This window comes from Anaerovibrio sp. JC8, from assembly GCF_002100115.1.
In the GTDB taxonomy this organism is placed as follows: Bacteria; Bacillota; Negativicutes; order Selenomonadales; family Selenomonadaceae; genus Anaerovibrio.
Window position 1 is genome coordinate 64,455 of record NZ_ANBM01000005.1, and the last position, 20,556, is coordinate 85,010.

General features: G+C 40.7%; 29 protein-coding genes and 1 pseudogene. 6 read left to right on the forward strand and 24 right to left on the reverse strand.

Features of this window, described 5'->3' with window-relative positions; genetic code table 11:
* Positions 1-143: 143 nt before the first annotated feature.
* Entirely contained in the window at positions 144-707 is a 564-nt protein-coding gene (locus D081_RS05980) for a hypothetical protein (protein ID WP_143272144.1), read from the forward strand.
* Between the two features lie 119 nt (positions 708-826).
* Here D081_RS05980 and D081_RS05985 read toward each other — a convergent pair whose 3' ends face one another.
* Together D081_RS05985 and D081_RS05990 are read right to left on the reverse strand one after the other, a co-directional pair.
* The gene (locus D081_RS05985) at positions 827-1,102 is read right to left on the reverse strand and encodes a DUF1294 domain-containing protein (protein ID WP_085023232.1); all 276 of its coding nucleotides are present in this window, start codon (positions 1,100-1,102) and stop codon (positions 827-829) included.
* A gap of 1 nt (position 1,103) precedes the next feature.
* Entirely contained in the window at positions 1,104-1,337 is a 234-nt protein-coding gene (locus tag D081_RS05990) for a DUF1653 domain-containing protein (RefSeq protein WP_085023234.1), read from the reverse strand.
* Positions 1,338-1,907: 570 nt separating this feature from the next.
* Here D081_RS05990 and D081_RS05995 point away from each other — a divergent pair.
* Positions 1,908-2,441 carry a GNAT family N-acetyltransferase gene (locus tag D081_RS05995; protein ID WP_085023236.1) on the forward strand — a complete coding sequence of 178 codons (534 nt, stop codon included), beginning with the start codon at positions 1,908-1,910 and terminating at the stop codon, positions 2,439-2,441.
* A gap of 399 nt (positions 2,442-2,840) precedes the next feature.
* On the opposite strand, the gene D081_RS06000 is transcribed toward D081_RS05995, so the two are convergent.
* From D081_RS06000 to D081_RS06050, 12 genes and pseudogenes are all read right to left on the reverse strand, one after another.
* Positions 2,841-3,161, reverse strand: coding sequence for a hypothetical protein (locus D081_RS06000; protein ID WP_085023238.1), 321 nt, complete (start codon positions 3,159-3,161; stop codon positions 2,841-2,843).
* A 353-nt stretch (positions 3,162-3,514) separates the two neighbouring features.
* Complete coding sequence (locus D081_RS06005; RefSeq protein ID WP_085023240.1) at positions 3,515-4,243, reverse strand: AAA family ATPase; 729 nt, start codon at positions 4,241-4,243, stop codon at positions 3,515-3,517.
* 187 nt (positions 4,244-4,430) lie between these two features.
* Positions 4,431-4,778 carry a VOC family protein gene (locus D081_RS06010; protein ID WP_085023241.1) on the reverse strand — a complete coding sequence of 116 codons (348 nt, stop codon included), beginning with the start codon at positions 4,776-4,778 and terminating at the stop codon, positions 4,431-4,433.
* Positions 4,779-4,793: 15 nt separating this feature from the next.
* Complete coding sequence (locus tag D081_RS06015) at positions 4,794-5,918, reverse strand: MBL fold metallo-hydrolase (RefSeq protein WP_085023243.1); 1,125 nt, start codon at positions 5,916-5,918, stop codon at positions 4,794-4,796.
* Positions 5,918-6,607 (reverse strand): hypothetical protein, encoded by a 690-nt coding sequence (locus D081_RS06020; RefSeq protein ID WP_233127439.1) that lies wholly within the window; start codon positions 6,605-6,607, stop codon positions 5,918-5,920. The genes D081_RS06015 and D081_RS06020 overlap by 1 nt, the downstream gene beginning before the upstream one ends.
* Positions 6,607-7,143 (reverse strand): flavodoxin family protein, encoded by a 537-nt coding sequence (locus D081_RS06025; protein ID WP_233127440.1) that lies wholly within the window; start codon positions 7,141-7,143, stop codon positions 6,607-6,609. The genes D081_RS06020 and D081_RS06025 overlap by 1 nt, the downstream gene beginning before the upstream one ends.
* Before the next feature lie 190 nt (positions 7,144-7,333).
* Positions 7,334-7,498 (reverse strand): hypothetical protein, encoded by a 165-nt coding sequence (locus D081_RS12625; protein ID WP_158087576.1) that lies wholly within the window; start codon positions 7,496-7,498, stop codon positions 7,334-7,336.
* Positions 7,499-7,535: 37 nt separating this feature from the next.
* Entirely contained in the window at positions 7,536-7,970 is a 435-nt protein-coding gene (locus D081_RS06030) for a cupin domain-containing protein (RefSeq protein ID WP_085023247.1), read from the reverse strand.
* Positions 7,971-7,994: 24 nt separating this feature from the next.
* Positions 7,995-8,603 (reverse strand): flavodoxin, encoded by a 609-nt coding sequence (locus tag D081_RS06035; protein ID WP_085023249.1) that lies wholly within the window; start codon positions 8,601-8,603, stop codon positions 7,995-7,997.
* 28 nt (positions 8,604-8,631) lie between these two features.
* Positions 8,632-9,036: a MerR family transcriptional regulator gene (locus tag D081_RS06040; protein WP_085023251.1), complete on the reverse strand. Its 405-nt coding sequence runs from the start codon at positions 9,034-9,036 to the stop codon at positions 8,632-8,634.
* A 214-nt stretch (positions 9,037-9,250) separates the two neighbouring features.
* Positions 9,251-9,349 (reverse strand): annotated as a pseudogene (locus tag D081_RS06045) (DUF1653 domain-containing protein); the annotation flags it as partial.
* Positions 9,350-9,468: 119 nt separating this feature from the next.
* Positions 9,469-10,494, reverse strand: coding sequence for a DUF362 domain-containing protein (locus tag D081_RS06050; RefSeq protein WP_233127441.1), 1,026 nt, complete (start codon positions 10,492-10,494; stop codon positions 9,469-9,471).
* A gap of 343 nt (positions 10,495-10,837) precedes the next feature.
* Between D081_RS06050 and D081_RS06055 the strand changes: the two genes are divergently transcribed.
* Positions 10,838-11,740: a LysR family transcriptional regulator gene (locus tag D081_RS06055; protein WP_085023255.1), complete on the forward strand. Its 903-nt coding sequence runs from the start codon at positions 10,838-10,840 to the stop codon at positions 11,738-11,740.
* Here the strand turns inward: D081_RS06055 and D081_RS06060 are convergent.
* From D081_RS06060 to D081_RS06085, 6 genes are all read right to left on the reverse strand, one after another.
* Positions 11,645-12,061 (reverse strand): Nif11 family protein, encoded by a 417-nt coding sequence (locus D081_RS06060; RefSeq protein WP_085023257.1) that lies wholly within the window; start codon positions 12,059-12,061, stop codon positions 11,645-11,647. The two genes, D081_RS06055 and D081_RS06060, sit on opposite strands and share 96 nt — an antisense overlap.
* Before the next feature lie 58 nt (positions 12,062-12,119).
* On the reverse strand, positions 12,120-12,566 hold the full coding sequence (locus D081_RS06065) for a Nif11 family protein (RefSeq protein WP_085023259.1): 447 nt from the start codon (positions 12,564-12,566) through the stop codon (positions 12,120-12,122).
* Positions 12,567-13,364: 798 nt separating this feature from the next.
* Positions 13,365-13,925: a Nif11-like leader peptide family natural product precursor gene (locus D081_RS06070; protein WP_085023261.1), complete on the reverse strand. Its 561-nt coding sequence runs from the start codon at positions 13,923-13,925 to the stop codon at positions 13,365-13,367.
* Between the two features lie 28 nt (positions 13,926-13,953).
* Positions 13,954-14,178 (reverse strand): hypothetical protein, encoded by a 225-nt coding sequence (locus D081_RS06075; RefSeq protein ID WP_085023263.1) that lies wholly within the window; start codon positions 14,176-14,178, stop codon positions 13,954-13,956.
* Between the two features lie 154 nt (positions 14,179-14,332).
* Positions 14,333-14,770 (reverse strand): Nif11 family protein, encoded by a 438-nt coding sequence (locus tag D081_RS06080; protein ID WP_158087577.1) that lies wholly within the window; start codon positions 14,768-14,770, stop codon positions 14,333-14,335.
* Positions 14,771-14,961: 191 nt separating this feature from the next.
* Positions 14,962-15,402 (reverse strand): Nif11 family protein, encoded by a 441-nt coding sequence (locus D081_RS06085; protein ID WP_085023267.1) that lies wholly within the window; start codon positions 15,400-15,402, stop codon positions 14,962-14,964.
* Positions 15,403-15,841: 439 nt separating this feature from the next.
* On the opposite strand from D081_RS06085, the gene D081_RS06090 reads away from it, so the two are divergent.
* Entirely contained in the window at positions 15,842-16,051 is a 210-nt protein-coding gene (locus tag D081_RS06090) for a hypothetical protein (protein WP_233127442.1), read from the forward strand.
* A 261-nt stretch (positions 16,052-16,312) separates the two neighbouring features.
* On the opposite strand, the gene D081_RS06095 is transcribed toward D081_RS06090, so the two are convergent.
* Both D081_RS06095 and D081_RS06100 read right to left on the reverse strand, forming a co-directional pair.
* Complete coding sequence (locus D081_RS06095) at positions 16,313-16,804, reverse strand: hypothetical protein (protein WP_085023271.1); 492 nt, start codon at positions 16,802-16,804, stop codon at positions 16,313-16,315.
* Between the two features lie 267 nt (positions 16,805-17,071).
* The gene (locus tag D081_RS06100) at positions 17,072-17,305 is read right to left on the reverse strand and encodes a DUF1653 domain-containing protein (protein ID WP_085023273.1); all 234 of its coding nucleotides are present in this window, start codon (positions 17,303-17,305) and stop codon (positions 17,072-17,074) included.
* Positions 17,306-17,446: 141 nt separating this feature from the next.
* On the opposite strand from D081_RS06100, the gene D081_RS06105 reads away from it, so the two are divergent.
* Positions 17,447-17,698, forward strand: a complete 252-nt coding sequence (locus D081_RS06105; protein WP_085023274.1) for a hypothetical protein — start codon at positions 17,447-17,449, stop codon at positions 17,696-17,698.
* Between the two features lie 223 nt (positions 17,699-17,921).
* On the opposite strand, the gene D081_RS12630 is transcribed toward D081_RS06105, so the two are convergent.
* On the reverse strand, positions 17,922-18,098 hold the full coding sequence (locus D081_RS12630) for a hypothetical protein (protein WP_158087578.1): 177 nt from the start codon (positions 18,096-18,098) through the stop codon (positions 17,922-17,924).
* A 505-nt stretch (positions 18,099-18,603) separates the two neighbouring features.
* Here D081_RS12630 and D081_RS06110 point away from each other — a divergent pair.
* Positions 18,604-19,506, forward strand: a complete 903-nt coding sequence (locus tag D081_RS06110; RefSeq protein ID WP_085023276.1) for a recombinase family protein — start codon at positions 18,604-18,606, stop codon at positions 19,504-19,506.
* Here the strand turns inward: D081_RS06110 and D081_RS06115 are convergent.
* A complete protein-coding gene (locus D081_RS06115; protein ID WP_085023278.1) occupies positions 19,503-20,381 on the reverse strand; it encodes an Abi family protein in 879 nt (292 codons plus the stop codon). The genes D081_RS06110 and D081_RS06115 overlap by 4 nt on opposite strands.
* Positions 20,382-20,556: the final 175 nt, after the last annotated feature.

The following is a 20,556-nucleotide window of genomic DNA, read 5'->3' on the forward strand; positions in this document are numbered from 1 at the left end:
GTCAAAGGAAAGATGTCATTTTTTTTGAACAACACAATAATATTTCATATATGCTCCTGAATGTCCTTGAAATAGAACAAAAATTCTGCTATCCTATACATACAAAACAGAACTCATATTCTATATAGAAAGGAGGATTTTCCATGGTTCTATACCGACCCCGGATGGCGGATTATCATGAAGCCATGCGCCACATCAAGATATTTGACCAAGTACCGGAAGTAAACCGATACATCATGAATTTTCACAACCTCTACAACATTGCTGAAGCCACCAAGGCGGACTTTCTGCTCCACGGTGACGGCCAGGAAATGAACGATGAAAGGAACGGCTGGAAGCACTCACGTTACATTTTTCTCGGAAACACGCCCCTGGGTATTTTTGACTCCAGCACCCTGCGGGACATTAAAAAGCCCCGGCTCCAGATCAAAGAGGATTATACCGGCGGGCTTAGCTGCCAGTTCCAGATAACGGACAAGGAATATATTTTCTTTCTGGGCATCGACCTGTGGCAGACCACCAGCCGCTGTCAGGGCTTTCTCTGCCGACAGATGGGACATCCCCTTTTCCGGATGGATGACATCCCCATCACCCGTGAAGCCTTTACTCAGCTGCTTACCAATTTCATTGCCGAAACGGCCATAAGGGAAATCCAGACCGCCGAAAAGGCTGCCAATATTCGTGAACAAACAAAAAAGCCCGTATAAACTACGAGCCTTCATCATATTTACTATTGAAGCATTCCCTAAAAAAGGTCATGTATCACTGCCTCTGAGCCCCTATTCCATGCGACCTGAAAAACAATGATACAAAGTGGTCGTCCATCTTACCTGAATGCATGGAGATAATACACGCCGACAACCTGCAACAGCATTATCACCGGAACACCATATTTGAATTTCAAATGCAGTGTTTTGTGATGGAATAAGGACATAGCAAACAATGCCCCTAAACTGCCGCCTATTACAGCAATGGCCAGCAGCGTCTTTTCTGGCACTCTCCACTTATGCCGTATCGCACACATCTTATCCCAGCCATAAACTGCAACCGCAATAATATTGATGATAACCAAGTACCACATCAAAATTTCATGTACGTTCATATTACTCAACTCTCACAAATCTATATTCCTGTTCAACCTCCGGATATTTATCCCTATCTACTTTGCTCATGAACATATCCAGCGGTCTGGCATAAATACCACCATCACCATACATCGCCTGGTACACCACAAGCTGTTCATCATTTTCAGTATGCTGCGCAATGGCAACAATACGGTACAGTTTGTTTTTGAAATGCCGCCAGATCTCATCCTGGCGAGGTAATTCTCTATCCATAAATGTCCTCCCTTGTCTCTGGCTCATATTATAGCATAACAATGAGCTGCATTATGTAATCTTACACTATGTATCCCGTTTACTGGGAAGCTGCGACGCAAATCTAGTCACTTTAGTGCTTCAGCGGCTCCTTTTTATATTTACTGACTCAAAAAAATTTTTATCACAGTAATCAGCCTAATGTATCATTAACATTAGTATCGTTGCATTCCTTATTATTGACCGATATTTTAATACTGTATTTTACAATATTAACTATTGCTGTATAAATTCTTATGTTTTATACTGCTCATTGTAGCAGTGACCTTCTCCAAAAACTCCCAAAATGTTTTTGTCACTCTACTCCATAAATTTGCTGGTCCATTCCTCCAGCAACATATTCATTCTTAGTGGGCTGTTTCGGCAGCCCATCCCTATATTTAGACGTACACCGGGATAACCCAATCATATTTACCCTAAACAGCGCACACATTGTCCCGGTTACTATGGGGCTGCTTACGCAGCTCCTTTTTCATATTCTTTACAATTTTGTATGGTACATTACACCCACTATGAACGGAGGGAAAAGTCTTGATAAACATAAAATTATTACCACTGGAAGAAAGCGACCGGGAACAGTTTATACTGGATAATCAGGCGGCCTTCAAGTACGGAGCAATGGAAGAATTTGGCATGAGGGATAATCACTTCGAGGAAGATGAAGAAATTATATCCCGCAAAACCATTGATAATTTCATTAATATAGGAAATGCCTATAGAATAATGCTGGACAATAAAAAGGTTGGTGGCTTAATCATCAAGGTTGATGGTGAGAAAGGCGAGCTGGGAATTTTATTTACTTCCCCAAAGGAACACAGCAAAGGCATTGGTTATGCCGCTTGGTGCGAGGTAGAAAAAATGTACCCGGAAGTAAAACTCTGGGAAACTGTCACTCCGTATTTTGAAACCAGAAATATCCATTTTTATGTGAACCGATGCGGGTTCCACATCGTGGAATTTTATAACAGCCATCACCCTGATCCTAACGATACAGATGAAATGGATAATTCCCTTAATGACCAATTTCCCGCTGGAATGTTCAGATTTGAAAAGAGGATATTGTAATTCATATCAATAATCCCTCCCAGACAATAATTTTAAGATTTGATATACGACACTCCTCAATAATATATCATTATTTGAAGAAAAAAATACTCCAATATTAAATTATTGAGGGGCGGTGGTCGGGGGCTTGGCAGCTTGACATATCTGTTTTCCTAAATAAAAAAATCGAGGTTTTAACACCCCGATCTTTTAAGAAACCATTCCACATATACATCCTAATTTAATGTGTTAGCCGCCATTGCCTGTACCCTAAAAGCAATTAGGGGAATAACACGAAGAATACTGTTAGTTTTTCATTGATAGTATATCCTCGCATATTATTCGTTGGCAGTGTTATTTATATCCTTTGATGTAATATCAGGACTGACCATCGCTTGTGGCTGCACGTCATCTTCCTGTTTAAGTCCTTTTACAGTTTCTGTAGAAATTACTGTAGGATTTTTTTTCAGGGTGGGTTGCAGGAGTTTTACTCTGAGAGATAATCTTACCCTCTTTCCTAACAGTCGTGAGAGTTGAACCATCAGACAACACCTGAGTAGTCACCGTGGTTTTGTCATCAACCTGTATGGCATCATCATAGTTAGCCGGTTTATATTCCCTCATATTTTGCAATATCTTGGAGAACTCGTCACTTACGGGTACTCCCTTATTGCTCTTTTTCTTGTCCTGTGTTTGCTGTAATAGAATATTGCTGTTGTTTAAATCATTGTTTATCTTCACGCAAACCACTCCTTATTGCACTGAGCCAAACTTGAAGATTACTTTTCTTAGCATAATTATATATTTTATGTATGGAAAAGTCATTAGACTTAAAGATTAAAATAAAAAACGAAGCCGTTAAGCCCCGGTTCTGTTCCACTTTCTGTATATATCACCTACACAAGCGGCTAGGCAAACTGCCGCCCATCACTCCTGGTAGTGATGCCGATTAAGCAGAGAGGTAAAAGCCAGGCGCCAAGACTGCTCAATGGCCTGTTCCGGTTCAGGTGATGGGTACATTATATCAGTAGAACGAATGTTTTGTCAATTAATTAACTTAACATATATTTTGGGGTGATATGATTGTAAAATTACTATTTTTCATCTCCCAAAAGTTGTTCCAATATATACTCTCTTCGGTTTATAAAAAGTGATGTAACCTGATAACTATCTGTCTCTTCATATGGAGATATGTGAATTCCTTCATCATCAAAAACGAGTATTTCTGAATGAGGCATCCCCAATAATATTGGAGAATGGGTAACAATAAAAAACTGTGAACCATCCTTAACACTCAAGTATATTTTCCGAAGTAAAGCAAGTTGTCTCTGGGGGGATAATGCTGCTTCTGGCTCATCAAGAAAATAAAGTCCATTATCTCTAAACTGGCTATCGGCAACCCTAAAAAAGCTCTCACCATGTGACATTTCATGAAAATGCTCTGGCGCACCACCAGGGCCTTTGCTGTATTCATCTTCCTTAGTAGCAACATTATAAAAACTCTCGGCACGTAGAAAATATCCCCATTGAGTTCTCCTGGCACTTTTTATTAAGCACATGGCATCGCACAAATCAGAATGCGAATCGTAAGTTGAAAAAGTATAATTTTTCGTGCCACCCTCTGGGTTGAAACCTGATGCCACAGCCATTGCTTCTAACAGCGTTGATTTACCCATGCCATTTTCTCCAGCCAGCAAGGTAATTGGCGCATGAAATTCCAGCTCATCAATAGAACTTATCGAAGGAATATCCCTTAAATAGCTATAGTCATCGATTTTATTCCAATCAATAGTCAACTTATTAATAAACAATGAACAATCCATACTGCTCACTCCCTCGTGACCTTATATTGGTTAGAGTACCTTTCACCATAATATGCCATTTTCTTTACATTTATCCATAAATAAAACATTGCGCTTTTATCTTATCCCAGCCATAAACTGCAACCGCAATAATATTGATGATGGCCACGTACCATATCACAATTTCATTCATATAGTTAACTTCCCTTTATTGATTTGGCATTTCAAATAGCTCCAATACCACTCCATCTGGCAACTGCACCCATTTTTCAGGCTTTCCCGGAATAGAATTCACCTTTTCATAAGCAAGCATTTTAGCCAGGGTGTTCTTAAAATCCTGCACCCGTATCCCCAAATGATGAGCTTTACCTACCCCTGAATTGTCATCAGAAGCAATCAGCTGAATGCCTCCATCCAGCCAGATCTGCTGCAATACACCCTCATTCTCCCGCCGACGGGTTATGGTCATCCCCAATATTTCCTCAAAAAATTTAATATGCCATTCAATATCCGTTACTGTAATGGCCGCGTGATCGATATACGCATGCTTATTCATCAAGAAAACACCTCCTCACATCCGCTCCCACCAAGACTCGAATTTTCTTGGTTGCACACCGTCAATATAGACTGGTTCCCCGATTTTAGGAGTTAACAATTCATAAGTTTTATTCTGGCTATATTTGACCAACTCCTGATATGGTTCCTGCCAAGGATGCCGAGCCAAGGCGAACTTGCCACCATGGGCCGGAATAAGCATTTTTGTCCTCACATCCACAGCCGCCTGAGCCGTTTCCTCCGGCAGCATGTGAATGGCATGCCAGGCCATATTATATTGGCCATTTTCCCCCAGCATTAAATCAAATCCGCCAAACTTTTCTCCGATAGCCTTAAAATGGGGACCATAGCCACCATCACCAGTGTAATACACCTTCCGATTTGGAGTAACAAAGGCAAAACCGCACCAAAGAGTCTGATTGCGGGTAAGAAAACGTCCGGAAAAATGCTGGGATGGCAAAATATGCACTGATAAATTATCTACCAACTTTATCTCACTGTCCCAATCCTCTTCATGTATTATAACAGTATCAAAACCCCAGGCCTCGAGATGCTCCCCTACACCTAATGGACATACTATCTGTTTAATCTTTGATTTTAGTGCCATGATAGTAGGATAATCCAAATGATCCCAATGGTCATGGGAAATGGCCAGCACATCAATGTCCGGCATATCATCGGCAGTGTAGATATTACTGCCCGGAAAAGCCTTATTGATAAAGAATAATGGCGAAGCATAGGAGCTGAACACCGGGTCTATCAATATATTCTTGCCATCCAATTTCAAGAAAAATGAGGAATGGCCCATCCACACCGCAGTATCCCGGTCCTTTGACAATGACTTTAAATCAGTTTTATTTGAGAGCATGTTTTCCTTTGGAGAAAGATGTGATTTATCCCCAAAAAGGAATTTTGCCATTGCTACGAAACGATTCTCACCACTTTCATCACTCATGACCTTTACTGGCACCAGATTTTGAAATTCTCCATTGCGATAATTGGGAGAGGCCATTATCCGGGCCAGCCGCTCCCCTTGTGGGAGCCGGCCAAATTCCGGACGACGGGTAAAGAGCCAGCCGCCCCCAGCAGTTATCATAGCCAATATTCCAATGCCTCCTACGATAAATGTTCTTCTATTCATCAGCTTGTCCTTTTATACCGTTCATTTTTCCTGATAAACCTTCCGATTACCACATACATTCCCATTATAGCCAGAAGCAATAATACATAAATACCCATTGGCTCATTTACGGCTTCTGTGCCAAAAATATGCAGCATCAGCAGCCTGTCGCCCACCCGATTAAGGATTGAACCGTAAATTCCGCCGAAAATAATGGCCATAGGTAAAACAACAGCAATTATTCTGGAAGCTTTTGCAGGTAAATCAATATTCAGTGCATTTTTCCATTGAGAGAGCCAGCTATCAAAATGAAGTCCCCAGTGAAGGCCCATAAAAATCAGCAAATAATATGGCAAGGATACATGCAATTGTTGTAATGTGATACTTCGCCTGATATCCATTGGCATTATTCCCTTAAACAGATGATGAGAGATGCCACTGCCAGCCGCCACTGCCACCAACAGCCCAATAATAAGTCCAATACTTATTATGGTGTTGATAGCTCTAACCAGGTCCCACTGCCCCTTACCAAAAGAAGTAAACCATCTACGGTTTTGCCAAATATGAATAAGGGCAGCAATAAGCCACACCAGGCCTATTATTTCATGTAAAATTTTTGGAATATGGTGAAAACTCATAACCAGGAGGAAAAGGACCAGCAATATAACCGTCATTACCATCCTGCCCGTAATCTTCTGCCCGTTTATCATTACAGATTTACTCCTATTTTATATGCCATATCACCGAATTCTGAGCGCTCAACCAATGAACGGGCCCCACAGCCGGTAGCCCAGACCTGCCCCACATCCTGCCATCCCATATAGCGTACCAATGTCTTGTAATGGGTGGACAAGGCCTCCATAGTCCAGTCAGCGCTGTCATAGGAGGTAGCCATGAAAATGGACTTTTTGCCATGCAGCTTACTGGTGCGGGAATAAAAACGGTCGATTATGGTCTTTAGCTGGGCTGACATGCCAAAATAATAAAGAGGGGTCACTAATACTAACAGGTCTGCCTCCAGCATTTTCGGCATCAAGGTATTTTCTATATCATCCTTGAAGATACAGGGACCATCCATACCGCATTTATCGCACCCCCGGCAGGGATGGGTATCGGCATTGGCGGCATCAAAGGCAAACACCTCATGCCCGGCCCCTTTTGCCCCCTCAATAAACCGGCTGGACAAATATTTTGATGTAGACTGATCATCCGAATGTGGGCTACTGTTTATTACTACAATCTTCATTGCTTTCCCTCCTGACACACTACCCTTTTCGGGAATTTTTGAGCTACTGTTTCCCTTTTCTTCGCCCAGCCCCAAAAGACCGCAACCAGAAAAGAAGAGTGTCATAGCCCCAATACCACCTATTTTTAAAAAATCCCGCCTGTTCATAGCATCCCCACTTTATACAAACACTTGTAAAAATCCCATACTATTAATCAACACTTATCAGCTCATAGTCACGGTTTCCCATCCCCAGATCCTGCATAGCACTGAGTTGACGCAGGCCCTCACGGCTTTCGATACGCTCAATCAGGTCCTTTTTGCGGTCATCACCAAAGTTATAAACCAAATCAATGGAGGCTTGATCAATAGCCAATATATCCCCCCTCGTTAAGCCACATCGCTATATTGTGCTACAGTTTTTCATAAAAAGCTTTATCTATTGGCTCCAGCCACTTATTGCTGGTATTTTCTCCCGGTACTTCAAGAGATATATGTGAAAACCAGCTATCTTTTTTTGCCCCATGCCAATGCTTTACATTTGGTGGAATTACAACGACTGTACCCTCTTTCAGCTCCTGAGGTGCCTTTCCTTCCTCTTGGTACCACCCCTCACCAGCAGTACAGATAAGTATTTGCCCGCCACCTTTATCAGCATTATGAATATGCCAATTGTTGTGACAGCCCGGCTCAAATGTCACGTTAAATAAAGGAAATTGCCCATTCTTAAAATCGGTCAAAGGGTTTAAAAAACTGTCTCCAATAAAGTATTGAGCATATCCATCATTAGGCTGTCCCGTTCCAAACATATTAGCCTTATCAAACTCAGCTTTGCTTGAGTATTTCATGTCTATTCCTCCAAACTTGTTTCCCTATATTCCCAGACCACTGAACCATGTCTTTATCTCTGACTCGGAGCTTTGCGGGGTAAATAGTTTACCCTGTTTCCAATTTGCCTTCCCCTTTGTCAGTTTCTGCAGAGACTCAGTAGTAGTGCCAATATCACTGCCACCGGAGGTACAAATATTGGTTATATTTTTCCCGGTAAAAACATAGCTCTCCACAAAGGTATCAATAATCCTTGGTTCCTGTCCCCACCAGATAGGGTGGGCTATAATAACAGTCTCATAAGCTCCGATATTGGCATTCTTATCCGCCAGTGCCGGACGGGCCTGATTATTTTTCTGTTCCACAGTAGCCCGAGTGGTTTCATCATTGTAGTTTAAGTCATTGGAGGTATAAGGCTTTTCCGGACGTATTTCATAAATATCTGCCCCCAGTGCCTTGGCAGTGGTTTCAGCCAACGCTTTAGTATGGCCAGTTACAGAGAAGTATGCCACTAAAATTTTGCTTTGGCTACTGTTTGCCTTCTGTTCCTCCTTGGATGGTGCCGGATTTTCTTCTGCCTTGCCGGCCCCGCCACATCCTACAACACCAAAGACAAACAACATTGTCAGTAATAATATCCCCATTTTACGCATATACATTCTTCCTTTCTAAACTATGGAACTATTTATCCTTTTTAAGATCATCTTCGCAATCATCCCAGGAAAGCACCCCTGTTTTCAGTGCTACATCATAGCGGGAAATCTTATAGTTGAGCCTGTCCATAGTGGCCTGGTATTTATCCAGATTTTCCTGAACCGTCACCCGGGCCTCCATCAGCAAATTCCGTCTGGCCTCAAGGGTTTCGTCCCCTTCCTGAAACAGCTTGACATATTCAATCAGCATTTCAATGGGAACACCGGCATTTCTCATACACACTGCATTTTCAACCCATTTTTCATCCTCGGCAGAATAGCTGCGGATACCTCCCTTGGTCCGCCGCACCGCTGGAATCACCCCCACCCTTTCATAGTAACGGAGAGTATCAGCCGTAATACCATATTTTGCACAAATTTCTTTAATGGTCATAATACTTCACCTCACATAATTTACTTTATATCTGAACTATACTACTTGGAGTCAGCTCCAAGTCAAGTATTATTTATGAAAAACTGTCATGGTAAAAAAGCATGCTCCCGTCAAGAAGCATGCCTTAATTATAGTTATATTTTATTTCAAATTCCCAGCAAAGAAAGCCTCAATTTTGTCAAACGGAATTAGCAGACTGCATGGTTGCTCTATATTATTCAACTCTCACAAATCTATATTCCTGTTCAACTTCCGGATACTTTTCCCTGTCCACTTCACTCATGAACATATCCAGAGGCCTGGCATAAATGCCACCATCCATTGGCATTATTCCCTTAAACAGATGATATATGCCATATCACCGAATTCTGAGCGCTCAACCAATGAACGGGCTCCACAGCCAGTAGTCCAGACCTGCCCCACATCCTGCCATTAATCAACACTTATCAGCTCATAGTCACGGTTTCCCATACCCAGCTCCTGCATGGCTGTGAGCTGGCGCAGACCCTCACGGCTTTCAATACGCTCAATAAGGTCTTTTTTTCTGTCGTCACCAAAATTATATACCAAATCAATGGAAGCCTGATCGATAGCCAATATGTCCGTTGATGCCAATATTCCAATATCCGGAATAACCGGCTCAGCGGCAGATGTGCCGGCACAGTCGCAATCCACCGACATACGCCGCATAACATTAAGGAAGGTGATATGCTTGCCAAAATGGTCACATATTGCCTTACCACTGTCGGCCATCAGCTCCATAAACAATCCACCAGTTACCCATTTACCGTAATCTGCCACTCCGTGAACCTGTTTTTTCCCTTTATTGCCTGAAGCACAGCCAATAGCGATATTTTTTAAGGAGCCACCAAAGCCCCCCATGGCATGGCCCTTAAAATGGGTCAAAACCACCATGGAGTCATAATCTGCCAAATGGGAACCTACGGCCACCTCTTTTAAATGCAGGCCACCGTTAACAGGAAACGGTACATCGCCATCAGCGTCAATTATATCCACGGGACAGAAATTCCAGCCGTTGACCTTTAAGGTATCCAGATGACCGGAAGTTGACGAGCGTGGCCCACCATAAGCCACATTGGCTTCAACTATGGTTGAATTTGGCACTTGTCCCTGAAAGGCTTTCACCATATCCCTTGGCAGGATATTAGGACCGTGGGGCTCACCAGTATGCAGTTTTATAGCCGTCTTGCCAGTGATTTCGCCGTTTACTTTTTCATATAGCTTTATCAAATGCTCTGAATCGATATTCTTGGAAAAATAAACCTTAGATTTTCCACCTGTTGCTGCCTTAATGTCAGGAGAACTTGGCTTTGAAGCTGATGAAGAACCACTTTCTTTCGCACAACCAGTAGTAATCCCTAACAATCCAGAAACCGATAGTGCAGCCGTGGCCATTCCCGCTATCTTCACAAAGCTCCGCCTTGAAACCTTTTTCACATATACTCCCCCTCGTTAATCCACATCTCTATTCTAAGTTATTTCCCTAAAGATATGACTGCCGTCACATCACCCTTGCCAAGTATATTTTTTAACTCAGCTTGGATAATATTGTCTATATGCCCCAACCGGGTGAACAAACTAAAAATCTGCCTCATTTTTATCTTCACTTCCTTTTCAACTATATTTCTCGTAATATTCTATATACGCAATATACCACTTGGAGTCAACTCAAGGTCAAGTATTTACAATATAACTATAGAAAAGTTAAATCTATGCTTTACAGTAATAAAAATATGTATATATAATATTCCCAACATACATTTCAGGGAGATGTTGCAATATGGAATTACGCGTATTGAATTACTTTCTTACAGTAGCCAAAGAGGGAAATTTTTCCCGAGCGGCAGAAAAACTGCACTTATCACAGCCTACCTTATCCCGCCAAATAAAAGATATGGAAGAAGAATATGGCAAAATTCTTCTAATAAGGGAGCCGCGCCGGATTATCCTCACTGATGATGGGGAATTGCTGCGCCGTAGGGCTGAAGAAATTCTTTCCTTGGTAGATAAAACCGAAGGAGAGCTTTTAAGTAATGAACGGTCAATTTCCGGCGATATCCGTATCGGCGCCGGAGAATCGCCTAATTTTGCTCTTATTATGGAAATAGCCAAGGAAATTCGCCAACATTATCCTGGCATTCACTTTCATATTATCAGCGGTGATGGTGAAACCACCAAAAAACGCCTTGATTTGGGACTTATTGATTTTGGCTACCTTTACGGCCATTTGGATTCGGCAAAATACACAGAACTATCACTACCTGTCCAAGACCGCTGGGTTTTATTGCTGCAACATCTTGACCCACTGGCCAAAAAGGATTTTATTGCACCAGAGGACTTGTGGGAAAAGCCATTGCTGTTCTCCCGCCAAAGCCTTTCCCCGGGAGTCCATGGCGATTACCTTTTAGATTGGTTAAAAAAGCCTTTGGACGAGTTAAACATAAAAACAGCCCTGATATACATTGATATCAAGGCTGAAATTGTTTGGTTGAACGACCCTCCAAATTCAGTGGGTCGTATTGGTAAAAAAAATAATGACACAATAAAAGAGCAGCTCATAATGAACTGCCCTCATAGAAGCATGTCATCATGTGTTGTCTTCATCGAACCCTGCAACTGGGCCATTGGAGCCACCAATAATAAAGCAGACAGCCGTTCTGTTTTTCTTACTGGTTTTTCCTAAACCAATCCCCAAAAACGCACAAGCATTTATGCCTCCACCGTTAGTACCACCCGCTACCTGCTCCAGCTCATCCTCGGAAAGAGTCATGTTCTTCATCTGTTCCTGCTCGTATTCCTTCAATTCCTCAAGGGTAAATGGCAGGCCAACTTCCTTTGCCAGCGGAACAATAACAGCTTCAACTGCCTTTTCACGCATAGCAGCATCATCTGCAGAAGCCCCGTTCTTCTCTGCGAAATCCTTGTCCAGAGCATTGAGCTTTTCAGCCAAAGCTGCGTCCTGGGCCAACTTCTCATAAAACTTTCCTACATTTTCCTTTGCCATGATGTCGTCCTCCTCTTTATAGTTTTTCGTTTGATTGTTCTTTCCTTATCGTCCAATTTTAATTGCTGTCGGCGATAGGCCCGTTAGAGATACCAACAAAGATGCAAAATGCTGTCTTTTTACCGCTCTTGACTTTCCCCACTCCAACGCCGATGAAGGCACAGGCGGCGGCAGTACCCCCTTTTTTTCCTTTCCGATTCCGTTTGTTATAGTCATATTGATACCAATCACCACCAGCTACCTGATCAAGCTCATCCTCGGAAAGAGTCATATTCTTCAGCTGCTCCTGCTCATATTCCTTCAATTCCTCAAGGGTAAATGGCAGACCAGCTTCCTTTGCCAGCGGGAGAACAATAGCCTCCGCTGCCTTTTCACGAAAAGCAATATCATCTGCAGAGCCCTCATTAGTATCTGCAAAATCCTTGTCCAGAGCATTGAGCTTTTCAGCCAAAGCTGCATCCTGGGCCAGCTTAGCATAAAACTTTCCTACATTTTCCTTTGCCATGGTATTTTCCCCCTTATATTTAAATTTTGTTATTTGCTCTTGTCCTTTATATCCATAAGGAGATAAAAATGTTATCTCTTTTTTACTTTTCTGCAAAAAATTTGGTTTTCCTGCAAAAAAGAAGCCTTCTCATTGAGATAGGCTCCGTTTTCATTCCCGATTAATGATTATTTCTTGTTCATATTAGCCGCACCATGGATGGCATTTGCAATATCAATAGCACCGCCGGCTATAACAATAGCACCAGCTCCTGCACCGACTCCGGTGGCACACATTGCTGTACCGATGCTTTTCTTTGAGATGCTGCTGTAAAATCTTCGTGGACAGAGGGAAAAATTTATAATATCCCTGTGTAATAGCTCAGAAATTTAATCGTATATGGAGTCTTAATATGGCTGCATTTTTTTATTTTTATGCACAAAAAATGCATTATAACGCCATTGTTCAAATTTTTCTTCTTTAGAAGAAAAATCTTCCAATTAGCGTTTCCCTAAAGGACTAACTCACTTCGTTCGTGTCGCAACGAGCTGGGAGATATGCTCGCCAGCTGTTGTAGTTTGTTTCCCCCCACCTAAAGAGGTGGGGGACATCTAAAAGCTCGTTATAAACTTGCTGGTTACCGCATCAGCAGGAAAAAGGCTGGTCTTTTTGATATGTACCCTCTTTCCTGGACATCCAGGAAGGAGGGTATATATCACATACGGCACGCCTTTTTTTAAATCATCTTTTTCCTTCGCAAGATGAAGAACATATTAATCTCGTTATATCCATGGGAGGATAACGGTGTTATCTTTCCGTTTACGACCTATAGCTTAGCTTATTAAACTCTTTCAATAAGTTATCGGCCAATTCATGTTTTCCATCCTTTCTGAGCATACCTACTGCAGCATCAATGGTTGCTTTTGCAAGATCATCACCTAGTGGCATTACATTTTTGTACACTAAATAAGCCATTTGAGCGGCATTGCAGCCTTTTTTTACTATGACACCAATGTCACTAACGGCCGATATTATCTTCACTGGTATAGCAATTGGTTTAAAAACAGTTAGCGCTATCCCTTTTACGAAGCCACCAATAGACCATCCACCAGCAACTTTATCTAGTTCCTCATCAGTAAGTGTTTGCCCTGCAAGGTGATATTCTTCTAAAGTGAAGGGTAATTTCTCTGCTTTAGCCAATGGCTGAAGTACCTCTGCAAAATATTTGTCATTGTAGTCCTTTATGTCAATTTCTGTAGTAGATTCCGGTGGTATAGGATTTTTTTCGCAATAAATATTATCTGCTTCTTTTAGTTTTTTTGCAAACTCCTCGTTCTCTAATACCTTGTCAAAAAACATTTTTACATTTTCAACAGCCATAATTTTTCCCTCCCATTAGTTGTATTTTTTATTTGTTCTTGTTATCTATATTTTTAATTTTTTCCATTGCAGGATTGCCGGCTGCAACCACCATATCCAGCTCATCATCTGTCATCTTCCCCATCATAATACCTTTCATGGCATTATCCTGACGGTGCATGAACAATAACTGATTCCTTAAAGTCTCCCTCACTGGATGCAGGAGAGAAAAATCAAAATCTTCCAGCCGTTTTGTCAACTTCTCATCATTCATTTTTATCCCCCCTGTGTTATTTTTTGTGATTTAAATTCTTCCTGTTCTTTATATCCATGAGAGGATAGAAGTGTTATAGATTTTTCAAAATATATAACTAATGGCACAATAAAAGAGCAGTCCATAATGAACCGCTCTCATAGACTAAAGCTCGTTATTTACTTTCGCCTCCAATTGGGCCATCGGAACCACCCAGGAGGAAGCAATAGGCCGTGTTCCCTTTTCTCTCAGTCTTACCAAATCCAACACCAAGAAAAGCACAGTACGCGACTGGTTTAGACTTTTCACCATTACCACCACCAGCAATTTTAGCCCTTCCCCCTGCCACCTGATCAAGCTCGTCCTCGGAAAGAGTCATGTTCTTCATCTGGTCCTGCTCGTATTCCTTCAATTCCTCAAGGGTAAATGGCAGGCCAACTTCCTTTGCCAGCGGAACAATAACAGCTTCAACTGCCTTTTCACGCATAGCAGCATCATCTGAAGAAGCCCCGTTCTTCTCTGCAAACTCCTTATCCAGAGCATTGAGCTTTTCAGCCAAAGCTGCGTCCTGGGCCAACTTCTCATAAAACTTTCCTACATTTTCCTTTGCCATGATGTATTCCTCCTTAGTATTTAAATATTGTTGTTTACTCTTGTCCTTTATATCCATGAGATGACAAAAGTGTTATCTCTTTTTTATTCTTCTGCAAAAAATTTGGCTTTCCTGCAAAAATGGAGCAGTCCATAATGAACTGCTCCCATAGAAGTTTGTATTTGTATGGTTTTATTGTTTACTGTTTGTCATCAATCTTCACTGTCGCAAACACGGCCGTTAGAAAAACCTAATAAGAAACAGGCAGCTGTATTCTTACGCTTCTTATCTTTAACTACGCCGACACCAACCCCCACGATGGCACATGCTGCTTTGGACGAAGGTTTACCTTTGTCTTCAGGTCGCGGTTTAGCCCTTCCCCCTGCCACCTGATCCAGCTCATCATCGGAAATAGTCATATTCTTCAGCTGCTCCTGCTCATATTCCTTCAATTCCTCAAGGGTAAATGGCAGACCAACTTCCTTTGCAAGTGGAATAATAATGGCATCAACTGCCTTTTCACGCATAGCAACATCATCTGCAGAAGCCCCGTTCTTCTCCGCAAAATCCTTATCCAGAGCATTGAGCTTTTCAGCCAAAGCTGCGTCCTGGGCCAACTTCTCATAAAACTTTCCTACATTTTCCTTTGCCATGATGTTTTCCCCCTTATATTTAAATTTTGTTGTTTACTCTTGTCCTTTATATCCATGAGAGGATAAAAGTGTTACCTCTTTTTTACTTTTCTGCAAAAAATTTGGTTTTCCTGCAAAAACGGAGCCTTCTCATTAAGATAGGCTCCGTTTACATTCCCGATTAATGATTATTTCTTGTTCATAGTAGCCGCACCGTGAACGGCATTTGCAATATCAATAGCACCGCCGGCTATAACAATAGCACCAGCTCCTGCACCGACTCCGGTGGCACACATTGCTGTACCGATGCTTTTCTTTGAGATGCTGCTGTAAAATCTTCGTGGACAGAGGGAAAAATTTATAATATCCCTGTGTAATAGCTCAGAAATTTAATCGTATATATAGACAAGAAAAGAGAATCGTAAAAACACAAAGAAAGGAGTGCTTGAAGATGAAAAAGATGGAACTGAAATTAGAGGAAATGAAAAATGTATCGGGCGGAACCGGACCTCTTACTACCTGTGATCCACCAAAAGGAACTGGCCCTCTCAACGTAGTCGGTCCTGTGAATGAAACTGGTCCTATCGACGTAGTTGGTCCTGTAAACTATCCTTACAAAGGAATTGGTCCTCTTGGCTATGAAACTGGTCCTCTGAACTATCCTTACTAAAAAAGCTGATGTATCCCACTTCAATAGGCGAGGATGCCAAGAAGCTGGAATTTAGCCAGGAACAATCGGAAGCAGACATCAAACTCCAATCCTACATGCTAAACTCATATAATATCCCGGTTACTGGGGGGCTGCTGCGGCAGCCCTTTTTATTTTGGGCATAAAAACAGCCCTGATAGCAAGTATCAGGGCCGATATTATTCAGTTTGACACACTCCAAATATTGATGATCATAATACATGAATTTGAATTTTATGCTTTTTACAAATTTGAATTTAATACAATCTTAGTTATCACACCGTTCTTTACCGAAAATGCTAAATAAGCATAGCTAGTTACTTCCCAATAGTAACAATACCGTGTGATATCTTGGTGTTGTATAGTCTCATTAGGCGCGCCATAAACATCATAAAGTTTACTTACTGGCATTCCTACCTCAATTCCATCTGCTGTTTTTATTCCATTTTTATCCGAAGTTGTTATTTCGTACAACCACAAATTACCCTCGCCCCGAAAACTAAATATTAATGAATCACCGTAGCAATAATGAACCAAGCCTTTTCTTTCATTAATGCTGCTAGGCTGGCCATACATTTGGGTTACTGTTTGAGGTGAAGAATCCAGAATAGGTATATACCCTAAGGTTAATTGCTCTTCTTTAAGTGTTCCTTGAGGTAAAAAAGAAGCGTATGTGGAAACCGCATAAAACATAACTAAGGCAAAAATAGATAAAATAGTCAATTTTCTTTTCATTACAATCAAACCTCTCGTTTTTTGATACAACGATATAATGATATCATTCCTATCGAAATATGAAAAGAATTATTAAACTAACTACAGCACATTTCTTTTCTATATGGGCGGAACCAAAAGGAGTGCGCAGCACGGCTGGGTGCGAATAAAAAAGCCCGGCCCATACTCATAGTAGTAGCCATAGAGACATCCTAGCACTTCCACATTACCAACCTATAAAAAAGGGACTGCCGAGTTGTAGGTTGCCAAAGGCTGTTTATCTTCATCTCACTCAACTCTCACAAATCTATATTCCTGTTCAACTTCCGGATACTTATCCCTGTCCACTTCACTCATGAACATATCCAGAGGTCTGGCATAAGTTCCCCCATCACCGTACATTGCCTGATACACCACAAGCTGCTCACCAGTTTCAGTATGCTGCGCAATGGCAACAATACGGTACAGTTTATTCTTGAAATGCCGCCAGATTTCATCCTGGCGAGGTAATTCTCTGTCCATAGGATGCCCTCCCTTATCTTTGGCTCATATTATAGCATAATACTGTGTTTGCTTCCTTTTTTATGATATCTTTATTATCTGTTTAGTTTTTGTTTAGAATTGCCCTTTATAATAAAACCATCAAAGAAAGGAAGCGATTGTATGAACAAGAAATCTATTATTGCCGGAGTTGTTGGTATTATGATGTTAAGTGCTGTCCCAGCCTTTGCAGCTACCCATCACAATGATGGACATAATGACCATGAAATCTATCACCATGCCACAGCAATTGAGCATTTCAACAAAGAGGTTCCGCCACCACATAAGGATGTAAAACCGGCACCTCCTAAGAAGGTTGAAAAGCATGACCCACCAAAGGATCATGAGCCTATTCCAGCACCTCCTAAAAAATAACTATCTCGTATTACGAAAGCAAACAGCCTATCAGATAATCTGACAGGCTGTTTTTCATTTACATTATATGCTTTCTTTTCACTATCAATGCCACACTCTCAGCCGTCAACTGCATCCAATCAGTCTGCACTACGCTTGACTTCTTGGGCAGTTTTGGCATGGTCAGTGCTTACTGATTCTTCGGGCGTTTCACTTCCTCACAATCAGAGCCACTGACACAGCATTACAGCTCGGTGCCCTCATATATTTCAGTGATTATATCATTATCGTCCACATAAAAACTCATTTCCACCGGAGAACCAGCAGCCTGGTAGATATAACAACGCCGGCCACCTATCTTCATTTCCTCGCCATAACCAAAATACTCAATCAATTTTTCATAGGATATGCCTTTTAACATCAATTCCACATTCTAGCAGTTCCACATTCCCAACCTATAAAAAAGGTAACGAGAAACGAACATATCTATATCGCCCCAGTAAATATGCGTGTTCCAGAGTTGATATGTTTCCAATTTCAGAGCAACATTATCGCAACATTCCCAACTATGCCATTATCAGAGCTACATACCCAACCCTAATGCAAAAAACAGCAGAGCAACATACTCAATAGGATAGTTGAGTATGTAGTAAAACTATTTTTTAGCCTACTTTATCAATTTTTAGTCTTTTTCAGAACACATTTTTGTTGATTTTAAAAAGCCGGAAACCCTTGATATACTTGGGTTTCCGGCACTTTTATTTTTTGTTAATTAATGCTACCGACTCAACGTGTGATACTTGGGCTTTGTGTATAACATATCCACAACCTGAAACCCCTTTATTCTTCAAGTTTTATCGTGTATAATAATTAAAATTTTATTTGCAATAAAGTAGGCTAAACATATTCTTTCCGGAGGTATTAATATGCCCAAAATTAGAATAATCCCAGCCAGAAAATTTATGCGCAAACAACACGTCGGTATCTATTGTCGAGTTAGCACTAGAGAAAAGCAGCAGTTCGACAGCCTAAATGAGCAAATATCCGCACTTACAAGGCATGTTTTTTACAAGCCACATTGGATGTTATTTGACAGCTATATTGACATTGCTCCAGGAATCAGTATAGCAAAACGCCCTTCTTTTCAAAGAATGTTACAAGACTGTCAGGATTCTAAGCTGGATATAATTCTTATCAAAAATATCAGCAGACTCGGTAGAAACACTATCGAACTCCTGGAAGTCTACAATAAGCTTATTTCACTTGGTATTCGTATAATTTCCCTGCAAGAGGATTTTGATAGTACAAATGACGATGCATCTGTATTTATCTCCATTTTCAGTAAAATAGCCGAAGAAGAGAATATTGCTCGAAGCCAGAATATTATCATGGGACTAAAAATGAGAGCCCGATCTGGTTCCTTACGCAACTTTGACAGGATATGCTATGGATATCAGCATGAGAACAAAATGCTTGTCCCATCCTTGAAAGCAAAATATGTAAAAAAGATATTTGATTGGTACGTGTACGGATTAAGTATTTTGGCTATTATCTCAAAGCTTGAAGAAGAAGGTATTCCTTCACCATCCGGAAAGCCTAAGTGGTGCAAAGCTGCAATTAATAAAATTCTTACTAACCAAAAATATACCGGCCTTGGAACCGTAAAAGTTCAAGGCAAAATTCATATTATAGAAAATCATCATCCTGCAATCGTTGATACCGAAACCTTTGAATATGCTCAAAAACTTATGCAGGATAGAACCAATGTTATAATCATGCCTGATGGGACAAAACAGCGGAAAAAGACTCGCTATTCTTCTACTACTTAATTTTGTTCTAGTAGTTCTTTCCAATTATCAGGAAATCCCATTGTCTTCACATCCGCGTGTTCATTTTTATCTATCAATTCAGCGATTTTATTTACATATAGATTCCAATGCAAATCATTTTTCAAAATCTGCTTCATGCAAAGAAGAACACCAAATATTCTATTATTGCGAATACCTGCTTGTGAGTATTCCTTATACAGAATTGGAGTTTTTGACAGTTTAGCATTATATAATCTTCCATAATGTGCGCATATATTACGGACATAAGAAATGCTCTCTATCCAGCTTTCCAAATATGTGTAGCCAATCCCAAAGCTCTTCGCTACGACTTTCTTATCTACATTTTTCATATTCTTATAAAACTTTGATAATGTTCCAAAACTGAACACTTCTACAAGAGCATAAATAGGTAAATCGGCACCTTCATAATTATCCTGGAAATTTCTTACAAAAGGGGCTTTCGAATTTCTTCTAACTTCCTCACCTATATCTTTTAAAAAAATTTCATGATATTCTTCGTTTACAAAATTTGAAGAATCTTTATAGCCTAAAACACCATATATTTCCGCAAAATAATTTGCTATTCTGCATCTGACATTAACCTCAATCTTCTCTATTTCTGCAAAGGTAAGCTGCCTAAAATTGGCATTGAATAGATATAATTCAACGATTTGTTCAAATGTTACTCCGGAAAGATAATTTCCGTTTTTAGGTTTTAAACCTAAACTATAGGCTTTGATCAATCTAAAATATGATATGTCATTTAATATCTTCTTAGCATATTCTTCATCGTTTATTAATAGGCCAAGTTCTTTTAAATTATCAATTTGTTCATCAATCGTCATGGGCGGTTGATGTTGCTTCAATTCTCCCATAAATATCTCCTTAAAATTAAAAGACCCAACGTGGTCCGCATCGTCGAGAGGCGTGTTGGGTTCTGTTGCCATTATTATATTCTATTTCTTATAAAATTACAACGATTTATTTCTTACTTAAAAACCTCCCCAGATGATGTAGCTGTATAACTTCTTACTCGACTTCAACTAATTC

Excerpts from the sequence above, each read along its gene's own strand:
- D081_RS06105 (WP_085023274.1), top strand. The coding sequence starts at position 17,447 with ATGAACAAGAAATCTATTATTGCCGGAGTTGTTGGTATTATGATGTTA.
- D081_RS06065 (WP_085023259.1), bottom strand. The coding sequence starts at position 12,566 with ATGGCAAAGGAAAATGTAGGAAAGTTTTATGCTAAGCTGGCCCAGGAT.
- D081_RS12630 (WP_158087578.1), bottom strand. The coding sequence starts at position 18,098 with ATGTTAAAAGGCATATCCTATGAAAAATTGATTGAGTATTTTGGTTAT.
- D081_RS06085 (WP_085023267.1), bottom strand. The coding sequence starts at position 15,402 with ATGGCAAAGGAAAATGTAGGAAAGTTTTATGAGAAGTTGGCCCAGGAC.
- D081_RS06080 (WP_158087577.1), bottom strand. The coding sequence starts at position 14,770 with ATGGCAAAGGAAAATGTAGGAAAGTTTTATGAGAAGTTGGCCCAGGAC.
- D081_RS06090 (WP_233127442.1), top strand. The coding sequence starts at position 15,842 with ATGGAACTGAAATTAGAGGAAATGAAAAATGTATCGGGCGGAACCGGA.
- D081_RS05990 (WP_085023234.1), bottom strand. The coding sequence starts at position 1,337 with ATGGATAGAGAATTACCTCGCCAGGATGAGATCTGGCGGCATTTCAAA.
- D081_RS06100 (WP_085023273.1), bottom strand. The coding sequence starts at position 17,305 with ATGGACAGAGAATTACCTCGCCAGGATGAAATCTGGCGGCATTTCAAG.
- D081_RS06035 (WP_085023249.1), bottom strand. The coding sequence starts at position 8,603 with ATGCGTAAAATGGGGATATTATTACTGACAATGTTGTTTGTCTTTGGT.
- D081_RS06095 (WP_085023271.1), bottom strand. The coding sequence starts at position 16,804 with ATGAAAAGAAAATTGACTATTTTATCTATTTTTGCCTTAGTTATGTTT.
- D081_RS06060 (WP_085023257.1), bottom strand. The coding sequence starts at position 12,061 with ATGGCAAAGGAAAATGTAGGAAAGTTTTATGAGAAGTTGGCCCAGGAC.
- D081_RS06110 (WP_085023276.1), top strand. The coding sequence starts at position 18,604 with ATGCCCAAAATTAGAATAATCCCAGCCAGAAAATTTATGCGCAAACAA.
- D081_RS05985 (WP_085023232.1), bottom strand. The coding sequence starts at position 1,102 with ATGAACGTACATGAAATTTTGATGTGGTACTTGGTTATCATCAATATT.
- D081_RS06025 (WP_233127440.1), bottom strand. The coding sequence starts at position 7,143 with ATGAAGATTGTAGTAATAAACAGTAGCCCACATTCGGATGATCAGTCT.
- D081_RS05980 (WP_143272144.1), top strand. The coding sequence starts at position 144 with ATGGTTCTATACCGACCCCGGATGGCGGATTATCATGAAGCCATGCGC.
- D081_RS06030 (WP_085023247.1), bottom strand. The coding sequence starts at position 7,970 with ATGAAATACTCAAGCAAAGCTGAGTTTGATAAGGCTAATATGTTTGGA.
- D081_RS06115 (WP_085023278.1), bottom strand. The coding sequence starts at position 20,381 with ATGGGAGAATTGAAGCAACATCAACCGCCCATGACGATTGATGAACAA.
- D081_RS06075 (WP_085023263.1), bottom strand. The coding sequence starts at position 14,178 with ATGAATGATGAGAAGTTGACAAAACGGCTGGAAGATTTTGATTTTTCT.
- D081_RS06010 (WP_085023241.1), bottom strand. The coding sequence starts at position 4,778 with ATGAATAAGCATGCGTATATCGATCACGCGGCCATTACAGTAACGGAT.
- D081_RS06070 (WP_085023261.1), bottom strand. The coding sequence starts at position 13,925 with ATGGCTGTTGAAAATGTAAAAATGTTTTTTGACAAGGTATTAGAGAAC.
- D081_RS06040 (WP_085023251.1), bottom strand. The coding sequence starts at position 9,036 with ATGACCATTAAAGAAATTTGTGCAAAATATGGTATTACGGCTGATACT.
- D081_RS06055 (WP_085023255.1), top strand. The coding sequence starts at position 10,838 with ATGGAATTACGCGTATTGAATTACTTTCTTACAGTAGCCAAAGAGGGA.
- D081_RS06015 (WP_085023243.1), bottom strand. The coding sequence starts at position 5,918 with ATGAATAGAAGAACATTTATCGTAGGAGGCATTGGAATATTGGCTATG.
- D081_RS06020 (WP_233127439.1), bottom strand. The coding sequence starts at position 6,607 with ATGATAAACGGGCAGAAGATTACGGGCAGGATGGTAATGACGGTTATA.
- D081_RS06005 (WP_085023240.1), bottom strand. The coding sequence starts at position 4,243 with ATGGATTGTTCATTGTTTATTAATAAGTTGACTATTGATTGGAATAAA.